Annotated in this window: 18 protein-coding genes; 9 read left to right on the top strand and 9 right to left on the bottom strand. The window is 70.8% G+C overall.

Going from position 1 to position 18,018, the window contains the following annotated elements:
• Positions 1–39: 39 nt before the first annotated feature.
• The 9 genes from KSO97_RS18315 to KSO97_RS11530 are packed head-to-tail and all read left to right on the top strand — an operon-like array spanning position 40 to position 8,177.
• A complete protein-coding gene (locus tag KSO97_RS18315) occupies positions 40–996 on the top strand; it encodes an asparaginase (RefSeq protein WP_232679108.1) in 957 nt (318 codons plus the stop codon).
• Positions 993–2,024 carry a zinc-binding dehydrogenase gene (locus KSO97_RS11495; protein WP_232678984.1) on the top strand — a complete coding sequence of 344 codons (1,032 nt, stop codon included), beginning with the start codon at positions 993–995 and terminating at the stop codon, positions 2,022–2,024. The genes KSO97_RS18315 and KSO97_RS11495 overlap by 4 nt, the downstream gene beginning before the upstream one ends.
• Entirely contained in the window at positions 2,021–2,983 is a 963-nt protein-coding gene (locus tag KSO97_RS11500) for a polysaccharide deacetylase family protein (RefSeq protein ID WP_232678986.1), read from the top strand. The genes KSO97_RS11495 and KSO97_RS11500 overlap by 4 nt, the downstream gene beginning before the upstream one ends.
• Positions 2,983–3,777: an ABC transporter ATP-binding protein gene (locus KSO97_RS11505; RefSeq protein ID WP_232678988.1), complete on the top strand. Its 795-nt coding sequence runs from the start codon at positions 2,983–2,985 to the stop codon at positions 3,775–3,777. Before KSO97_RS11500 ends, KSO97_RS11505 begins: the two co-directional genes overlap by 1 nt.
• Entirely contained in the window at positions 3,774–4,622 is an 849-nt protein-coding gene (locus KSO97_RS11510) for an ABC transporter permease (protein ID WP_232678989.1), read from the top strand. The genes KSO97_RS11505 and KSO97_RS11510 overlap by 4 nt, the downstream gene beginning before the upstream one ends.
• The gene (locus KSO97_RS11515; protein WP_232678991.1) at positions 4,619–5,698 is read left to right on the top strand and encodes an ABC transporter substrate-binding protein; all 1,080 of its coding nucleotides are present in this window, start codon (positions 4,619–4,621) and stop codon (positions 5,696–5,698) included. Before KSO97_RS11510 ends, KSO97_RS11515 begins: the two co-directional genes overlap by 4 nt.
• Positions 5,695–6,477, top strand: a complete 783-nt coding sequence (locus KSO97_RS11520; RefSeq protein WP_232678993.1) for an HpcH/HpaI aldolase/citrate lyase family protein — start codon at positions 5,695–5,697, stop codon at positions 6,475–6,477. The genes KSO97_RS11515 and KSO97_RS11520 overlap by 4 nt, the downstream gene beginning before the upstream one ends.
• A complete protein-coding gene (locus KSO97_RS11525; RefSeq protein ID WP_232678994.1) occupies positions 6,474–7,136 on the top strand; it encodes an SDR family NAD(P)-dependent oxidoreductase in 663 nt (220 codons plus the stop codon). Before KSO97_RS11520 ends, KSO97_RS11525 begins: the two co-directional genes overlap by 4 nt.
• Before the next feature lie 9 nt (positions 7,137–7,145).
• Positions 7,146–8,177, top strand: coding sequence for a LacI family DNA-binding transcriptional regulator (locus tag KSO97_RS11530; protein ID WP_269782365.1), 1,032 nt, complete (start codon positions 7,146–7,148; stop codon positions 8,175–8,177).
• Here KSO97_RS11530 and KSO97_RS11535 read toward each other — a convergent pair.
• From KSO97_RS11535 to KSO97_RS11575, 9 genes are read right to left on the bottom strand one after another with little or no spacing between them, the layout of a single operon-like run.
• Positions 8,160–9,524, bottom strand: coding sequence for an MmgE/PrpD family protein (locus tag KSO97_RS11535; RefSeq protein ID WP_232678997.1), 1,365 nt, complete (start codon positions 9,522–9,524; stop codon positions 8,160–8,162). The two genes, KSO97_RS11530 and KSO97_RS11535, sit on opposite strands and share 18 nt — an antisense overlap.
• Positions 9,521–9,832, bottom strand: a complete 312-nt coding sequence (locus KSO97_RS11540) for a hypothetical protein (RefSeq protein WP_232678998.1) — start codon at positions 9,830–9,832, stop codon at positions 9,521–9,523. Before KSO97_RS11540 ends, KSO97_RS11535 begins: the two co-directional genes overlap by 4 nt.
• On the bottom strand, positions 9,829–10,773 hold the full coding sequence (locus tag KSO97_RS11545) for a dihydrodipicolinate synthase family protein (RefSeq protein ID WP_232679000.1): 945 nt from the start codon (positions 10,771–10,773) through the stop codon (positions 9,829–9,831). Before KSO97_RS11545 ends, KSO97_RS11540 begins: the two co-directional genes overlap by 4 nt.
• Before the next feature lie 15 nt (positions 10,774–10,788).
• Positions 10,789–11,469: a cyclase family protein gene (locus KSO97_RS11550; protein WP_232679002.1), complete on the bottom strand. Its 681-nt coding sequence runs from the start codon at positions 11,467–11,469 to the stop codon at positions 10,789–10,791.
• A complete protein-coding gene (locus KSO97_RS11555) occupies positions 11,466–12,680 on the bottom strand; it encodes a CaiB/BaiF CoA-transferase family protein (protein WP_232679004.1) in 1,215 nt (404 codons plus the stop codon). Before KSO97_RS11555 ends, KSO97_RS11550 begins: the two co-directional genes overlap by 4 nt.
• Positions 12,677–13,822 (bottom strand): thiolase family protein, encoded by a 1,146-nt coding sequence (locus KSO97_RS11560; protein WP_232679006.1) that lies wholly within the window; start codon positions 13,820–13,822, stop codon positions 12,677–12,679. The genes KSO97_RS11555 and KSO97_RS11560 overlap by 4 nt, the downstream gene beginning before the upstream one ends.
• Positions 13,819–14,160: a hypothetical protein gene (locus tag KSO97_RS11565; protein WP_232679008.1), complete on the bottom strand. Its 342-nt coding sequence runs from the start codon at positions 14,158–14,160 to the stop codon at positions 13,819–13,821. The genes KSO97_RS11560 and KSO97_RS11565 overlap by 4 nt, the downstream gene beginning before the upstream one ends.
• Entirely contained in the window at positions 14,153–15,730 is a 1,578-nt protein-coding gene (locus KSO97_RS11570; RefSeq protein ID WP_232679010.1) for a hydantoinase B/oxoprolinase family protein, read from the bottom strand. The genes KSO97_RS11565 and KSO97_RS11570 overlap by 8 nt, the downstream gene beginning before the upstream one ends.
• Entirely contained in the window at positions 15,727–17,814 is a 2,088-nt protein-coding gene (locus tag KSO97_RS11575) for a hydantoinase/oxoprolinase family protein (protein ID WP_232679012.1), read from the bottom strand. The genes KSO97_RS11570 and KSO97_RS11575 overlap by 4 nt, the downstream gene beginning before the upstream one ends.
• Between the last annotated feature and the right edge of the window lie 204 nt (positions 17,815–18,018).

The raw sequence follows: 18,018 nt of genomic DNA on the forward strand, positions 1-18,018 counted from the left end.
AACGATTGCGCAGGAGGTGCACACGTGCGGGTGGCGGTAGTGGCGACAGGTGGGACGATCGCGTCCCGCCGCGACGCGAGAGGCGATCTGGTGCCGGTCGACGGCGCCGCCGAGCTCTTCGCGACGGTCCCGGTCGACCCGCAGATCCAGCTCGAGCACGTCGACCTGCCGCCGGTGCCGAGCTTCGCCACGCACCTCGACGACATGGTCGCCGTCGCGCTGCGGGCACGCTCGCTGATCGAGGACGGGTGCGCGGGCGTGATCATCACCCACGGCACCGACTCGATGGAGGAGATGGCGTTCATCGCCGCCCACCTCCTGCCGCTGGACGCGCCCGTCGTCCTGACCGGCTCCCAGCGACCTGCGGACGACCCGCAGTCCGACGCCCCGGCGAATCTGCGCGATGCGCTCGCCGCGGTCAGGGCGCGGATCCCGGTCTGCGTGGTGATGGACGGCATCGCCATCGCCGCCGTCGAGGCGCGCAAGGTGCACACGTCAGCACCGCACGCCTTCTCCGGCGGTGCCGGCGGAGCCATCGCCCTCATCGACGGCGAGCAGGTCGTGGCACTCGCCCGACCGCTGCGGGGCGGTACCTATGCGGACGTGACACCGGGCCCTCTCCCCCGCGTGGATGTGGTCGCCATGGGCGCCGGCACCGACAGCACCCATCTCGACGCGTCCGTGGCCGCCGGGGCCGCGGGTGTGGTGCTGGAAGCCTTCGGCCGCGGGAACGCCGCGCCCCCGATGGTCGAGTCGGTCGCGCACGCCGTCGACCAGGGCGTCGAGGTGCTGGTGAGCAGCCGAGTCGGCGCCGGGCTGGTCATGCCCCTCTACGGCGGCGGCGGGGGGGCCGATCTCGCTCGCGCCGGAGCGCAGTTCGCCGGCGACCTCACCCCCTCCCGGGCGCGGGTGGCCCTGAGCCTGGCGCTCGCACACCCCGAGCTGGGCCCGGCCGCCAAACAGGTCGAGCAGATCTGGCGCGGAGGCACCCGATGAGGACCCGCGTGGTGATGATGCGTGAACTCGGCGACGAGACCGTCCTGGTTCCCGAGGACGTCGACCTGCCCGACCCCGGTCCGGGCGAGGTGGTGCTCCGGGTGCTCGCTGTCTCCGTGAACCACCTCGACCTCGAGCTGCGCGACGGCAGGTCACGGATGCCGCTGACGTTCCCCCACGTACTGGGCCGCGAGGTCGTCGGCGAGGTGGTCGAGACCGGGCCCGGTGCCGGCGGCTGGACGACGGGCGACCGCGTGGTGCTGCTCCCGCACGTCCCGTGCGGAGGCTGCCGTCACTGCCTGACGGGCTCGGCCAACATCTGCCTGAACGGATGGATGCCCGGGATCCACGGCTGGGGCGGCTACGCAGAGCACATGATCGCGCCCGCTCGCGGGCTGCTGCGAGCACCGGATCTCCCGGTCGAGACCATCGCCGCCGTCCCGATCTCGTTCGGAACCGCGTGGCGGGCGCTGGAGTCGGTCGCTCGGATCACCCCGGGCGAATGGGTGCTCGTGGCAGGCGCCGGCGGCGCCCTCGGGCACGCCGCGGTGCAGGTGGCCGCGCTTGCCGGCGCCCGACCGATCGCGCTGGTCCGCGACGACAACAAGGCCGAGTTCGCGCGCTCCTGCGGGGCCGAGCACGTCGTGGTCACCGGGGAGACCGACTGGGTCGACCAGGTGCGCACGCTGACAGACCACCGTGGTGTCGATGCCGTCGTCGAGCACGTCGGTGGAGCGAGCTTCGAGGGCTGCCTGGCGGCCTTGGCGCCGCGCGGTCGACTCGTCGTCGCCGGCGGACACGGCGGCGAGCACCCCCGGATCGATGTGATCGAGACGTTCCGCAACGAATGGCAGGTTCTCGGCGTCCGCAGCCAACGTCCCGACGATGTCGAGCGCGTCCTGGGTCTGGTCGAGCAGGGCCGGCTGCGGCCCCATGTCGACAGCGTCCTCCCCCTGGAGCGGGCGGCCGAGGCACACCGACGGATCGAGAGTCGCCAGGCGACAGGAAAGGTGGTGCTGGTCCCGTGAGCCAGCAGGACGAGACGGACACGGCGAGCCTGCCGACCGGCACCGAGCGCGACTTCGTCGGCTACGGCGCGGACATCCCGGCGATCCGGTGGCCCGGTGGCGCCAAGGTCGCGGTGAGTCTGTGCATGAACTACGAGGAGGGTGCCGAGCACAGCATCCTCGACGGGGACAGCCGCAACGAGTGGGTCGGCGAGATCTCCTACACGCCGGCAGACGCGACTCGGCGCGACCTCAGCCAGGAGTCGGTCTACGAGTACGGCAGCCGCGCCGGCATCTGGCGGCTGATGCGGCTCTTCGATCGGACGCAGGTCCCGGTGACGTTCTACGCAGCCGCCCAGGCCCTCGAGAGGAACCCGCAGGTCGCCGCCGCGATCGTGCCCGCAGGGCACGAGGTCTGCTCTCACGGCCTGCGGTGGATCGAGCCCAGCACGCTGAGCGAGGAGCAGGAGCGCGACCATGTGCGCCGCGCGGTCGACAGCCTCGAACGGACGACCGGTGAGCGCCCGGTCGGCTGGTACTCCCGCTACGCGCCGTCCGAACACACCCGACGGATCCTGGTGGAGGAGGGCGGGTTCCTCTACGACTCCGACGCCTACAACGACGACCTCCCCTACTGGACGCAGGTCGCGGAGCGCCGCCACCTCGTCGTGCCCTACACCCACACCTACAACGACGGCCGATTCGCGTTCAGCCCCGGCTACGGGCATCCCGGCCACTTCGTCGAGAACGTCCGTCGAGGCATCTCGTACCTCATCGAGGAGGGCGAGACCCATCCCAAGATGATCTCGATCGGTCTGCACGCCCGACTGGTCGGTCAAGCCGGGAGGGCCTCCGCCCTCGCCGAACTCATCGACTGGTGTCAGTCCACCGGTGACGTCTGGTTCGCCCGTCGACGCGACATCGCCGCGTGGTGGACCGAGCACTACTCCGACCTTCCCACCCTTGGAGGTGAGCGCTGATGCGCGTCGAGATCGACCAGATCAGCAAGTCCTATCGCATCCCGGACGCCGAACCACTCCGCGTCGTCGAGGGCCTGAGCGCGACGATCGAGGAGGGCGAGTTCGTCTGCATCATCGGCCCGAGCGGGTGCGGCAAGAGCACCCTGCTGGGGATGCTCGGCGGCCTCCACCCGCCCGACTCCGGCGCGGTCCGTTTCTCCGGGCGACGCACCGCGAGCGGCGAGATGACCTCGATCGTCTGGCAGGACTACGCGCTGATCCCGTGGCGCTCGATCGTGGACAACGTGGCGATCGCGCTGGAGCTGCGCGGCGTCCCGAAGCGCGAGCGACGCGACATCGCGATGGAGCACCTGAAGACGATGGGGATCGAGGCCTTCGCCAAGTCCAGGCCCCAGCAGCTCTCCGGCGGTATGCGCCAACGTGCCGGCATCGCCCGGGCGCTCGCCAGCGACCCGGAGGTGCTGCTGATGGACGAGCCCTTCGCCGCGGTGGATGCGCAGACGCGCACCCTGCTGCAGGAGGAGCTCCTCAGCGTGTGGGAGCGGCACCAGAAGACGGTCCTGTTCATCACCCACGGCATCGAGGAGGCGCTCCTGCTCGCGGACCGGGTGCTCGTGCTGAGCGGTCGGCCGACGCGGGTCGTGGAGGACCTGACCGTCCCGTTCGCCCGACCGCGCACCGCAGACGTGGTCCAGGATCCGCGGTTCGCCGAGCTCAAGACCCACCTGTGGGAGCGGTTGCGCGACGCCACCTTGGCGGCGGAGTGGGCCGAGGCCAAGGAGGTGTCGGCATGAGCACGACCATCTCCGAGAAGCACGACGAGACCGTCGTCTACGGCCCCCGGAAGCGGGGCGACACCGGCCCCAGCCGCGCGTTCCGCGTCATGGCGAGCCCGTTCGGGAGTCTCGTCCCGGTCTTCACCATCCTCGTCCTCTGGCAGCTGGGTTCCGAGGCGGGATGGATCGACCCGACCTTCTTCCCCGCGCCCCTCGACTGCCTGGCCGCGCTGCGCGATCTCGCGTCCGAGGGCGACCTCGCGTCGTCCATCTGGATCACCGTCCAGCGCATCCTGACCGGCTTCGCGCTCGGAGTCGTACCGGCGATCGTCGTCGGGATCGCGATGGGCCTGGTGCCCTGGGTGAAGGTGATCATCGACCCGGTGATCGCGATCCTCTACCCGATCCCCGCCGTCGCCATGCTCCCGCTGCTGCTGGTCATCTTCGGCACGGGCGGGACGCCCATCATCGTGCTCGCCGGCATCATCTCGTTCTTCCCCTCCGCGGTGAACGCGATGGCCGGTGTGCAGCAGAACGACCAGAGGCTGGTCCAGATGGCCAGGAACATGGGCGCTTCGCGCACCCAGATCCTCTGGAAGATCGTGCTCCCCGGAGCACTGCCCTCGATCTTCGCGGGCATCAGGCTGTCGGCAGGCCTGGCACTTCTCGGGGTGATCGCCGGCGAGTTCCTCGCCGGCTCCGACGGAATCGGATCGCTGACCTGGCAGTACTGGCAGGTCTATCAGATCAGCAACATGTACGCGACGCTCGCAGTGATCGCGGCCATGGGATTCGGACTCACCACGGTGACCCTGCGAGTGCAGCGTCGCTTTTTCAACTGGACGGAAGGAACCACGCGATGAGGCTGAAGAAGACGGCATCGGCGCTGATCGCAGGGGCACTGCTCCTCGCGGCGAGCGCCTGCGGCGGAGACGACGGCGGGGACGAGACGGCGGACGGCAAGGCGAAGGTCAGCGTGAACACGCTGCCCCTGGTCGCCCTCGCGCCGATGTTCGTCGCGGAGGACAAGGGCTTCTTCGCCGAGGAGGACATCGAGAACAGCTACACCGACGCCGACATCTACGCCCAGCTCGCACTGCAGAGCCAGGGCAAGCTGGACGTGAACATCCCGGGTCTGGGCGGCGCGTTCTACAACGCGATCAACGAGAACCTGAAGTTCAAGGCGGTCGCCGATCGCAACCAGTACAAGTGCACGTCCGACAGCATCTTCCTGGTGCGTACCGAGGCGGCCGACGGCGGCCTCGACTCCATCGCCGACCTGAAGGGCAAGAAGGTCGCGATCCTGGCGCGCGGCTCCTCCACCGAGTACTGGCTCAGCCGCGCACTCGCCGAGGAGAACCTGACGATCGACGACCTGGGCGGCCTCACCACCCTGGGCTACCCCGACATCGCCAATGCGCTGAAGACCGGTGCGGTCGACGCGGGCTTCCTCACCCAGCCGATCGCCTACGGCCTGATGGCCGACGGCACGGCCCAGCGCATGCTCGCCACCTACGAGATCGTTCCCGACAACCAGCAGGGCGTCATCAGCATGTCCGAGGACTTCCTCGACAACCGGCCCGAGGTGGCCGAGCGATGGATCGCCGGATGGCTCAAGGGTGTGCGGTACTACCTCGACCCGGCGAACCGCGAGGAGGTCGTGCAGATCATCGCCGACAACACCCAGGTTCCGGCCGAGACGGTCGATGCGATCTACGGCACCGACCAGTGGCCCTACATGAACCCCAACGGTGAGGTCGACACCACGCGCGCCACCGAGGACGACGGCGCGTGGCTCGTCGAGAACGGGATCGTCGAGAACCTGCCCGAGGTCGGCGACTGGTACGACGACACCCCGCTCCAGGCGGCGCTGGAGGAGCTCGGCACCGTGGACGCCGACCGCGACTGCTCGCAGGTCGAGCGCCTCGAGGTGCCGTGATCGGCTCGACCAACAGGGTCGTGTCGGCACTGGAGGAGGGTCGGGTCGCCCTGGGTAGCCTGACCCTCCTCCAGGAGCCGGCCGTCGGGGAGATCCTCGGCCGATCCGGCTACGACTTCCTGGTCGTCGACACCGAGCACGCCGCTGCCGACGAGCAGACCGTGCTCGCGATGGTGCGCGGCGCGCAGGCAGCCGGGTGCACACCGCTGATCCGCCTGCGCCACGGGGATCCGAAGGAGATCCTGTGGGCGCTCGACACCGGAGCCGGCGGGGTCGTCGTGCCCATCCTGGAATCGGGCGAGCAGGCGCGTTCGGTCGTCGACGCCGCGCACTACCCGCCGCGGGGACGCCGCACGGTGTGCTCGGCCACCAGGGCCGCCGGCCACGGCACGGCGCGAGGGGACTTCGCCGAGTACCTCGACTGGGCCGACCAGAACGTGCTCACGATCGGGCTCGTGGAGACGCGGCGCGGAGTGGAGTGCATCGACGAGATCCTGACGGCCGGGATCGACGTCGTCATGGTCGGGCGTGCGGACCTCTCCCTCGACATGGGGCTCGGCTACGCACCGTGGCACCCCGAGGTCGTCGCCGCGGCCGAGGAGGTCGTCGAGAAGACCATCGCGGCCGGCGCGACCGCGGGGGTACTCGCCTACAGCACTCCCGAGGCCAAGGAGTGGATCGCGCGCGGGGTGCGCTTCGTGGTGTTCTCCCAACCCGAGATGATCCTGAGCGACGCCTACCGCGCGGCGCGTGACGAGCTTCTCGGGGACCTGTCGTGAGCCTGCTGGTCACCGGCGGTGCCCACGGCATCGGTGCCGCGATCGTCGCCAAGGCCAGGGCGACCGGGGAGCGGGTCGACGTGCTCGATCTCGAGCTCGGCGTCGACGCGGCCGATCCGGACGCCGTGCGGGAGTTCGTGGACTCGATCCCGGTTCCCGATCGGGTCGCTCACATCGCCGGCGTGGTCGGGCGAGGCGGCATCGACGAGGTCGACCTGGCCGAGTGGGACCGGGTCATCCGCGCGAACCTCACCTCGGCCTACGTGGTCTGTCACGACCTGGTTCCCCGGATGGCGGAGGCCGGCGGCGGGTCGCTGGTGCTGATGAGCAGCCTCAACGCCCGCGACGGCGGGACGACGATGTCGGGGGTGGCCTACGCGACCGCCAAGGCGGGCGTACTCGGGCTCATGAGACACGTCGCGGTTCACTGGGGCGACCGCGGCGTGCGAGCCAACGGCATCGCACCGGGCCCGGTGCGGACCCGTGTGCACGACCGACTGACCGACGAGCAGCGGAACCGGATCCTGGGATCGATGCCCCTCCCCCGCGTGTCCGAGCCGGAAGAGATCGCCGACATCGTGCTATTCCTGCTCTCCGACGCGTGCGCGTCGGTGACCGGGATGACGTTCGACGTCAACGGCGGCAGCCACCTCAGCTGAGAGAAGACGATGCCAGGACCTGTGACCCTGCGAGACGTGGCCGCCGCGACCGGCGTCCACGTCTCGACGGTCTCGCGCATCCTGCGCGGCGAGCACGACCGGGTGCGGCCGGAGACGGTCGAGCGCGTGGTCGCGAAGGCCTCCGAGCTCGGGTACTCGGCCAACCGCTGGGCCGCGAGCCTGCGCAGCGGGCGTACGGGTGTCTTGGGCGTGCTCGTCCCCCGCATCACCGACGTCGTCCTCGCGACCGTCTACGAGGCGTTCGAGCAGGCTGCAGCCCAACGCGGCTACATGTCGCTGGTCGCCAGCACCCGCGACCAGCCAGAGAAACGATCGGAAGCGGTGCGTCGCTTCCTCGACCAGCGCGTCGACGGCATCGTCGTCGCAGACGCCCGCCTCCACGACTCCGATCTTCTCGAGATCCACTCGGCGGGCTGCCCGATGGTGCTCGCCAGCCGTCGGACCGCCGACCTCCCCTACGTCGTCAGCGACGATGCGGGTGGCGGCCGCCAGGCCGGCCGCCACATCGCGAGCAGTGGGGCCAGGCGCATCGCGATCATCGCGGGACCGACCTACGCGAGCACGGCCGTCGACCGGACCCAGGGCTTCCTCGACGGGCTGGCGGAGGGTGACGGGTCGCACGACGTCGCGATCGTGCACTCCGGCTTCGACCTCGAGAGCGGTCAGGGAGCGATGACCGAGTTGCTCCGCCGAGGCGCGCCCGACGCCGTCTTCGCCGTCAACGACTTCGCGGCCGTGGGTGCGATGTCGGCTCTGGCCTCTCAGGGCCTGCAGCCCGGCAAGGACGTGGCGGTCGTCGGCTACAACGACATCGCCATCAGCGAGCGTCTGCTGGTGCCCCTGACCTCCGTGCGCGCCGATCTCGACGCGATGGGCCGCACCGCGTTCGAGTCGATCTGTGCCGTGATCGAGAACGAGCCGGTGCGCAACCACCTCGTGCCGACCCAGCTGGTGGTGCGCTCCTCATCGGAGTGGTTCGGACACGGCCCGGCAGGCGGAGGGTCAGACCTGCACGACTGATCGGGTGGAGGCCATCACGTCCCTGATGGGCGTGTCGCCGGCGAGCGTGCCCTCCACCAACGCGGCCGCGACGGACGGGAAGGCCGGACACGACTCCGCGGTGAGCAGCTCGATCTTGTCGAGGAGCTGTGCGTCGGTGAGCGGACGGTCCGGGCTGCCCACGGCACTCCGGCACGTCGACTCGTGGGAGGTGCCGTCGCGGAGGAGCACCCGCACCGTCGCGGGCCGCTCGCCGTGGACCGCTGCGGGGAAGGGCACGACGCGGATCCGCTCCCGGACGGACCGGACGACCGGGGATCCCAGCAGGTCTGCACCGAACACCGGTGGATCGGTCCGCCCCGTCGCCAGCGTCACGGCGACGACGTGCGGCAGCGAGAACTTGCCACCCAGCACCGTCTCCGGGTGCCTGAGGTCCAACCCGATCGCCAGCGGATGGGCGGCGATCTCCACCTCGACGAGCTCGTCCGCCGACACCCCGTCCAGCGGGCCCGTGGCCAGGTCGTGTGCCGCCTCGATCGCACTGTGCGTGTACTGACATGCCGCGTAGACCTTGTGGTACGCCTCCGCGACGGCCCAGGGACGGCGCCAGGACGAACCGTCGATCGCGGCGCGGTGCCCCAGGGTGTCGAGCAGGACGTCGAGCGCCGAGGCCGGGTCGGCCTCGATGCCGGCGGCCACGGCATCGGCGGCCAGGAAGCCGTTGCGCGCGCCGGCCGCAGCCCACACGTTGCGTCCGGCGATCCCGCGTGCCGCGTGGCTGAACGGTCCGACCGCGCCCAGAGTGACAGCGAGATCAGCCGCGGCCAGCACGGTGGAGGGCGAGCCGTCGCGTAGCCAGGCGACGGCGGCGGCGGCACCGACGGGCGCCAGCATCGCGTGGGGGTGCACGAGCAGAGGGGGCTCCGTCGGGAAGGCCCGAGCCAGCCCGGCCGCCACCTCGTACCCCACGGCGACGGCGCGCAACACGTCGTCCAGCGACGCGTCGACCGCCTCGCCCTCGGCGAGAGCCGCGGGGATCGTGTAGAGACCGCCGTGGCACGGCGCCGGACGGTATCCGCCGTCCAGTTCCTCCCAGCACATCGCGACGGCGTTCGCGGCGGCGGCCTGCTCCCGCCCTGCGCGGTGGCCCGCGAGCACGCTCGCCTCCCCCGATGCGGACGTGCGCGTCGCCGAGGCGCCGAACCGGCGCACCTCGCTGTGGCGGATCGCACCGACGGCCGCTGCCAGGTCGTCGGCGAGCACGGCCGACACCCGCCGTCGGATGCGGACGTCGCCGCACGGATCCTCGGCGAGTCGCTCCGCCAAGCCCATGCGCCACGCGGCCCAGCCCGAGGGTCGCAGTGTCATCGCGGCGTCTCCCAGCGCACCGGCTGCACCATCCGGACGTCGGTCTCGAGGAGCCAGCCCGCGGGGTCGGGGGTCAGGGCACGTCGCTCGTCGCTGGCCAAGTACCGCGCCTCGACCTCGGCGTGGTCACGGCCGTCGTCGACGTAGGAGATCCACACGAAGCGTGCGTCGCCGCGATCGAGCCACGCCTCCAGCGTGTGCAGCCCGTGACGCGCGCGCATCGGCACGACCTGGTCGCGCCACGTCGTGAGGAAGTCCTCCAGGCGGTCCGGGTCCACCTGGTAGCTGCGCAGCTGCACGTAGTTCACGACTGCACCGCCTCCAGCGCCGCATACGACGACGCGACCTGCTCCCAGGTCTCGTCGAGCCGACGGGAGAGCCACTCCGGCAGCGGCCAGCGGAACGGTGCGGGCGGGACGAAGCGGAAGCCCTGGCGCTGGAGGAGGTGGCAGTAGATGCCGGCGTACAGCGCGAGCGAGTCCGCGATCCACTCGTGCTCCGGAAGCGCGTAGAGCGGAGCGAATCCCTCGCTGACCCGCTCGGCGTCGTCGAGTCGGCCCGCGCCGACGAGGTCGCTGACCACGGCTACCGCGCGCGGCACGACAGCGGCGCCGGCGGCGGCCTGGAACGTGCAGCCGTTGCGGTAGCCGAGCATCGTGAACCGGTCGTAGCACGGTGGCGCCACCGGGAATCGACCCGCGACCTCGGCGACGACGTCCGCGACGACAGCGGGGTCGTTCTGCTTGTACCCGGCGACCCGGCCGTGCTCGTCGTGGAGGCGGAGGGCGGTGCCGACGCCGAAGCGGGAGCCGGTGAAGTTGCTGTTGTCGTAGCAGACGATCGGGAGGTCGGTGGCGGTCCGTCGTAGGGCTCCGTCGACCAGTGCGTGACTGCCGGACTCGTCCGCTCGCACGAACGGCGACGTCCCCAGGTAGATCCCGTGCGCACCGAGATCGGCGTACCTGTCGATCCGTTCGGCCAGTTCCGCCGATCCGAAGGCGTCGAGGATCGCGGGGTAGACGACCACGTCCGGGCCGGCCGCCTCGATCGTCGCCGTCACGACCAGGTCGCGCTCGGTCGGCGTGAGCTGCAGTCCGCCGCCGACGAGACCGAGCGGAACGAGCCCACGCACGCCGCCCTCGACCATGAAGCGCACGTGACGCCGGTACTCGTCCATGTCCGGCGAGCCCGTCGCATCGAACGGCACCGGGTTGACGCACCAGGTCCGGGTCCACGTCGAAGATGCCACCACGCCGGCTCGTCCTCAGATCAGTCGCGCGACGGGCCGCACGTGCCCGCCGTCCGCCCCGCGCAGGGTGATGGGCGCGCACGTGACCTCAGCGGAGCGGCCCACGCACTGCTGGGCGCCGGCCGCGACGTTCTCGACGATGAGGACGTCGTGCTCCAGCAGAAGCCGGTGTACCGGGAAGTCGAACCCCTCAGGGCGCATCGCGGCCGGGAGGTCGGGCGTCAGCAGGTCCATTCCGACCATCGTCGTCCCTCGGTCGATCAGCCACTGGGCAGCGCCCGTGCTGATCCACGGCTGCTCGAGGTAGGCCACGGGGTCGGTCGCGAAGAGGCCGGCCCGCCCGAAGACAAGGAACACGATGCCCTCTCCCGTGTGGGCCAACGTGCTCTCCTCCAGATCCGCCGCGGTGACCTCGCGGTCGTCGATGTGGCTGAGATCCACGAACGTCGCGGGGCCGATGAAGCGGTCCAGCTCGTAGGCCTCCATCGGCTTGCCGTCGGCGAAGAGATGGTTCTGGGCGTCGACGTGGGTACCGAAGTGCACCGGCAGGCCCGCGCGCGTCACCGACACCACCGGTTGGCCGAGCGGGCCCGGCGGGCAGGCGAGTTCGTGCTTGACGATGTCGATCGTGGGCGCGGCCACCGTGGGCGCCCGCGCGACGTCGGTGTGCAGGGGGTGACCGAGGTCGATCATCATCGGGTTTCTCCTCCTCCAGGCCGGCCGACGACGGCGCCGGCCTCCAGCATTGCTCGGATGTCGTCGTCGCTGCGTCCCAGACGTGTCGCCACCGCCACCGTGTCCTCGCCGAGCGACGGCGACGTCGCTCGACGTCCGGGGCCGCGAACGCCGTCGACGACCACGGGATTGCCCGGCACCGTCACGGTCGCACCGCCCGCGGTGGTGACCTCGGTCAGCGCCCCGTGCCCCACGACGTCGGGATGGGTGAGCGCCTCGCCGATCGTGCGGACGAGCGACGACGGCACGTCGGCGGCTCGGAGACGTGCCGCGGTCTCTGCTCCGGGGGCCTTCGCGAAGTGACGCCCCAGCTCCTCGCGCACCAGGTCGCGGTGATCCAGTCGCGCCGCATTCGTGGCGAATCGGGGGTCGTCGAGCAGGTGCGCGCAGTCGAGCGCATGACACAGCCGCTCCCACATCGGCTGGGTGTTCGCGGCGATCGCGACGTCGCGCCCGTCGGAGCACGCGAACGTGTGGTAGGTGGCGATGCTCTGGTGACCGCGACCCTGGGGCAGGACTCCCCCGGCGTGCAGCTCGTAGGCAGCGAGATAGCCCAGGAAGGCGATCTGCGCGTCGAGCATGCTCACGTCGACCTGCGTCGGGCCCGTCCGCTCGCGTCGGGACAGGGCCGCCAGGCAGCCGATCACCGCATACAGTCCGGCCCCCATGTCCCCCAGGGGGACACCCAGCCGGACCGGGCGTCCGTCGACCTCCCCGGTCACGCCCATCACTCCGGAGGCCGCCTGGACCACGATGTCGTAGGCCGGTCGATCCCGGTCGGGCCCCTCCACCCCGAAGCCGCTGATCGAGCACACCACCAACGCCGGGTTGCGAGCCGCCAGGGTCTCGCGATCCAGCCCGAAGCGGGCCAGCTGCCCGGGACGGTAGTTCTCGATCAGGATGTCGCAGGTCTCGAGGAGGTCCAGCACCAGTTCGCGACCGGCGGGCTCCTTGATGTCGACGGCGATCGACTGCTTGCCGCGGTTGACGGCGTGGAAGTACAGGGAGTCACCGTCGACCATGTGCGGTGGGATGTGGCGCGACGAGTCGCCCGTCGGTGGTTCGACCTTGATCACCTCCGCGCCGAGGTCCGCGAAGATCTGCGTGGCGAAGGGGCCGGCCAGGAACGTCGTCAGGTCGGCCACTCGGACGCCGTCCAGGGGCCCCGTCACGTCGCCGCCAGGATCGTGACCGAGCACGCGCCGTGGTCGAGGCCCCCGATGCCGCCGCCGGTGCAGTGCGCGAGTGCGAGCTCCGCGCCCTCGACCGTCCGCCCGGGACCGCTTCCACGCAGTTGCCAGACCAGTTCCGCGACCTGGCCGAGACCGGTGGCGCCGACGGGGTGTCCGCGGCTGATCAGCCCGCCACCGGCGTTCACCACGACCGAGCCGCCGAACGTCGTCTCGCCCGCGGCGAGCATCGACGAGGCCTCTCCCGGCTCGCACCAGCCGAGCGACTCGTAGTACATGAGCTCGGCGATCGCGAAGGCATCGTGCACCTCGGCCACGTCGATCTCGGAGGGCTTGACCCCCGCGACCTCGTACGCCTGCGTGGCGATCCTCTGGGACAGCTCCGAGCGCGTCATGTCGCGGTTCGCCGACAACAACCGGCCCGAGGCGATCTCGCTCGCCAGGACGCGCACCGACCCCGGGCGGGCTTCAGCTGTGATGACGGCCGCGGAGCCTCCGTCCGACCGTGGGCTGCACATCATGAGCGTCAACGGCGTCGCGATCGGGCGACTCTCCAGCACGGCTTCGAGGGTCGTCTCCTGCTGGAAGTGCGCGAGAGGGTGCGCTGCGGCATGCGCCCGAGACTTGACCACGACACGCGCGAGGTCCTCGACCGTCGCGCCGCGTTCGTGCAGGAAGCGTTCTGCGCGCATCGCATAGACGGCAGGCATCGTCATGCCGCGACGCACCTCGCTGTCGTCCTCGGCGAGTGGCAGGGTGCCCGAGCCGAGTCGTGACAGGGAGTCCACGCCGACGGCGAGCACCGTGCGGCGCTGGCCGCTCGCGATGTCGCGGACGGCCAGGTTGAGAGCCGAGGACGACGACGAGCAGGCGTTCTCGACGTTGGTGACAGGTCGCGTCGTCAGGCCGAGGCGGCGCAGCATGCGCTGGCCGACGAGCGGTCCGCCGTACCCGGACCCGACGTAGACCGCGTCGATCTCGCTCTGCGCGTCGGCGACCGACATTCCCGCGTCGTCCAGCGCGGCGAGCACGGCCTCGGTGCCGAGCTCCTCGACCGAGCGCTCGGGCTGCTTGGCGAAGCGGGTCATCCCGACCCCGCTGATGTGGACGTCCTGACGCCTCATCGACCGTCCTCCTCGTCGTCGAGCGGGTGGAACGCGTAGTGGTCGGTGCCGTCGGTGCTCCCCGTGACCGAGATCCGACCTCGCTCGCCGATGCGCACCGGACGCGGCGCATCGGCCAGCACTCGCACGTCGTCGGCGAGGTCGACGAAGACCAGCGTCCGCTCGAACTCCCCGGTCGTCGTCGTGGTGGCGACATAGGCCTCGACGACATCGACCTCGAGGACCCGGTCCTCGGTCGGCGAGCCGCACGCGAAGCAATACGGAAAGGGGTCGGTGATGTTCAGGGAGCAGGCCGGACAGTAGGAGACCGGCACTGGCGTCGCCACGCGCTCACTCATCCCCCGCCACCTCTCCCCAACCGCCGGCACCCGGCGTCTGGATGCGGACCAGGTCGCCGGCCGCGAGGACGGCGCGCCCCTTGGAATGGAGGGGCTCGACGGTCCCGTCGGCGCGGACGATGTCGTACTCGCCCGGTGAGCCGTCACCGCCACCGAAGAGGCCCTTGGCACCGCGGCGCGCGCGTTCGGCGAGCAGTGTGATCGACACGTTCTCGCCCTGGAGCAGTCGGAGTTCGCGTCGCACCGCACGCCCGCCGTCGTGCGAGCCACGGCCTCCCGTCCCGTCGACGAGTTCGAAGCGCTCGACTCGGATCGGGGCCGATGCCTCCTGGACCTCGACGGGGATGTTGGAGGGGTTGTGGGGGCCGACGAGACCGTCGGTCCCCGCGGCCTCGGGGTGGCCGCCCAGCGAGCCGATCACCAGGTCGTAGAAGACGTAGCGACTCCCGTCCTCGCGTCGACCGGAGATGATCGGGTTCGCCATGTCGCCGAAGCCCGCGACCCCACCACGCGGGGCCGCCTGGGACAGTGCGCCCGTGACGGCCTCGAAGATGCGCGGCGCAGCGAGTTGACGTCCGCCGACGGCCGCGGGCGGGGCCGGGTTGAAGTACGACCCGAGCGGGGCGACGACGTTCAAGGGCGCGATCGTGCCCTCGTTCTGCGGCATCTCCGGTGCGACGAGCGCTTTGAAGGCGCACAGCGTGTAGGCCATCGTGTAGTTGAGCGCGCAGTTGATCCCGGCGGGCACGCTGGCGCCGCTACCAGTGAAGTCCACGGTCACCGTCTCGCCGTCGATGGTCGCCGTGACGACCACGGCGATGGGCGGAGTGTCGCTTCCCCAGTCCTCCAGCTCCGTCTCGAACCGGTAGACGCCGTCGGGTAGCGCTGCGATCCGCTCGCGGATGGCGATCTCGGTCCCGCTGATGACCTGGGCCATCGCGGCGATGGTCGCCTCCGTTCCGTGCCGCGCGGCGAGGGCACGGACTCGCTCGGCGCCTGCTTCGTTCGCGTTGTGCTGCGCCGCCAGGTCTCCGCGCACCAGATCCGGCGTCCGGACGTTGGCGAGCACGATGCCCAGGACGTCGCGGCTGACCTCTCCCCGGACGTAGAGCCGCGTGCATGGGAGCACCAGGCCCTCCTGGTAGAGCTCCGAGACGCCCATCACCGCTTGGGATCCCACCGCGTAGCCGCCCATGTCGGAGTGGTGCGTGCCGTTGGCGAGCCACCCGATCAGCGTTCCCTCGACGAAGACCGGCGAGACGAGGAAGACGTCGGGCAGATGCCCGGAGCCGGCGTAGGGGTCGTTGATGACGAAGGCATCGCCCTCCTCGGCATCGTCGTGGTGCAGCGCGACGACATGCCGGACGACGAACGGCATGGCACCGAGGTGACCGGGGCTGAACTCGCCCTGTGCGACGAGGCGACCGTCGGGGTCGAAGAACGCCGTCGAGAAGTCGTCACCGTCACGCACGGCGATCGAGTAGGCCGAGGTGCGAAGCGCCGACCCCATGGTCGCGGCGACGTCGCGGAAGCCGCCCCACAGGACGGACAGGGTGCCGGGGTCGATCATCGGACTGCTCCTGACTCCGCGCCGGGCGCGGACACAGCGGTGAGGACGAGGAGGTCGCGGTCGCCCACGGCGGCGCGCCATCCCGGTGGCACGACGACGGTCGAGCCGTTCTGCTCCACGATCGCCGGGCCGATCGCTCCGGATCGAAGCTCGGGTGCGTCGAACGGCAGCACGGTCGCCTCATGCCAGTGCCCGCCGAAGAGGCACCTCCTCGTCGAGCGCGGAGCCGGTGCCCCGACCTCCTGAGGTGCCGTGCGCAGCACCTCCCGGCCGCGGATCCGATAGTGGACGTGCCAGGTGATCGCCTCGAGCGGCCGATCGACCCAGGCGAGCGGATAGCTCGCTCGGTACCGGACCAGGAAGGCCTCGCGGAGTCGGTCGACCAGACCATCGCCCTCCCCACGCTCGAACGCGACAGAGAGTTCGTGCCCCTGCCCGACGAACCGCAGGTCGGCCTCGAAGTCGACCTCGAACGGCGGCAGACCATCCGGGAACCGCTGGGCGAGGTCGCGCTCATGGCCGGCGACCACCTCGTCCAGCACGTCGCCGATCCGATCGGCGTTGCCGGCATCGATCAGCAGCGAGCGACTCAGCGCGGCGGAGTAGACGACGTCGGCCTGGAAGAGACCGACGGCCGACCCGACGCCGGCTTGAGGTGGCACCACGACGGTCGCCACGCCGAGTTCCTGAGCCAACGACGCCGCGTGCATGGGACCGGCACCGCCGAGGGCGAACAGCACGGCGTCGCGTGGATCGTGGCCACGCTCGGTCGTGACCAAGCGAGCGGCGTTCGCCATGTCGGAGACCGCGACATCGCGAAGACCCGCGGCTGCGCCCGCGACGTCGAGCCCGAGCGGATCGCCCAGGTGCGTGCGCAGCGCCGTCTCGGCCGCGGGCACATCGAGCGGCTTGAGCTGGAAGTCGGCGTTGAGGTGGGTGACGTAACCCAACGCCACGCTGCTGTCGGTCACGGTGGGGCGGGTGCCACCCAGGCCGTAGCTCGCGGGCCCTGGCGACGCGCCCGCACTCGTCGGGCCGACGCGGATGGCGCCCATCTCGGGCGTCGCGATCGACCCGCCTCCCGTGCCGATCTCGACGAGGTCGACCGCGGGCATCATCAACGGCAGGCCGCTGCGCGGCTTCATCGCTGTGCGGTCCACCTCCAGGAGATGGGTCAGCGTGGGCGCGCCGTCCTCGACCAGACACAGCTTGGCGGTGGTCCCGCCCATGTCGAACGAGAGGACCGAGGGCCACCCGTGCTCGGCTGCGACACGTGACGCCGCGATCACGCCTGCCGCCGGGCCTGACTCGATCAGGCGCACGGGCTGCCGTCCGGCCGTCTGCGCGTCCACGAGACCACCGCTGGACTGCATGATGAAGAACGTGCCGCCGAAACCGCGGTCGGCCAGCGCCCGTTCGAGACTGGCGAGGTACTCGGCGATCCGCGCCTGGACGTAGGCGTTCGTCACGCAGGTCGAGAACCGCTCGTACTCCCGGATGACCGGTGCCACCTCGTGCGAGCACGACACGCTGAACCCGCCGTGCTTCTCCAAGAGCTCACGGGTGCGCACCTCGTGCTCGGGGGCGAGGTAGGAGTTGAGGTAGCAGACGGCGACCGCCGTGACGCCTGCCGCGGCGAGCGCATCGGCGGCGGCGACGACCGAGCTCTCGTCGAGCGGGCTCACCACCTCGCCGTCGGCGCCCATGCGCTCGCGGATCCCGTAGGTGTCCTCGCGTCGCGCGAGCGGCTCCGGCAGACGGGCGGTGAAGTCGTAGAGCTCGTAGCGCTTCTGCCGCTGGAGCGTCAGCACGTCGGCGAAGCCCTCCGTGGTCAGGAGACCGACCCTGTCGCCGTCGCGCTCCAGCACGGTGTTGGTGGCGAGCGTGGTCGCATGGACGACGTCGGCGAGGTCGCCGTAGCCGACACCCACCTCGGCGAGCACGGAGTCGACGGCCTCGATGACGCCGACCACCGGCTCGTCAGCGGTCGTCAGGTGCTTGGTCGTCGTCAGACGACCGGTCGCCTCGTCGAGGAGGGCGACGTCGGTGAAGGTTCCGCCGATGTCGATCGCAAGTCGGTGCACGGGCTACCTTTCGCTCTATGTTCTGTTTAACAGAACGTCTGTGCCGTCTAGTAGATCGGATGGTCGCGGGTGACGTCAAGGGTCACGACCGATCTGCGATCGGTGACCCGGCACGAGCGCCGTCCGGACTCGACCGACGCCCGCGGCTGGAACCGGGCCGAGGTTGATCCCGTCGTGGGGAGCGGAACAGCGCGACCGGCGAGG

It is taken from the genome of Nocardioides sp. R-C-SC26, assembly GCF_021246465.1.
Taxonomy (GTDB): Bacteria; Actinomycetota; Actinomycetes; order Propionibacteriales; family Nocardioidaceae; genus Nocardioides.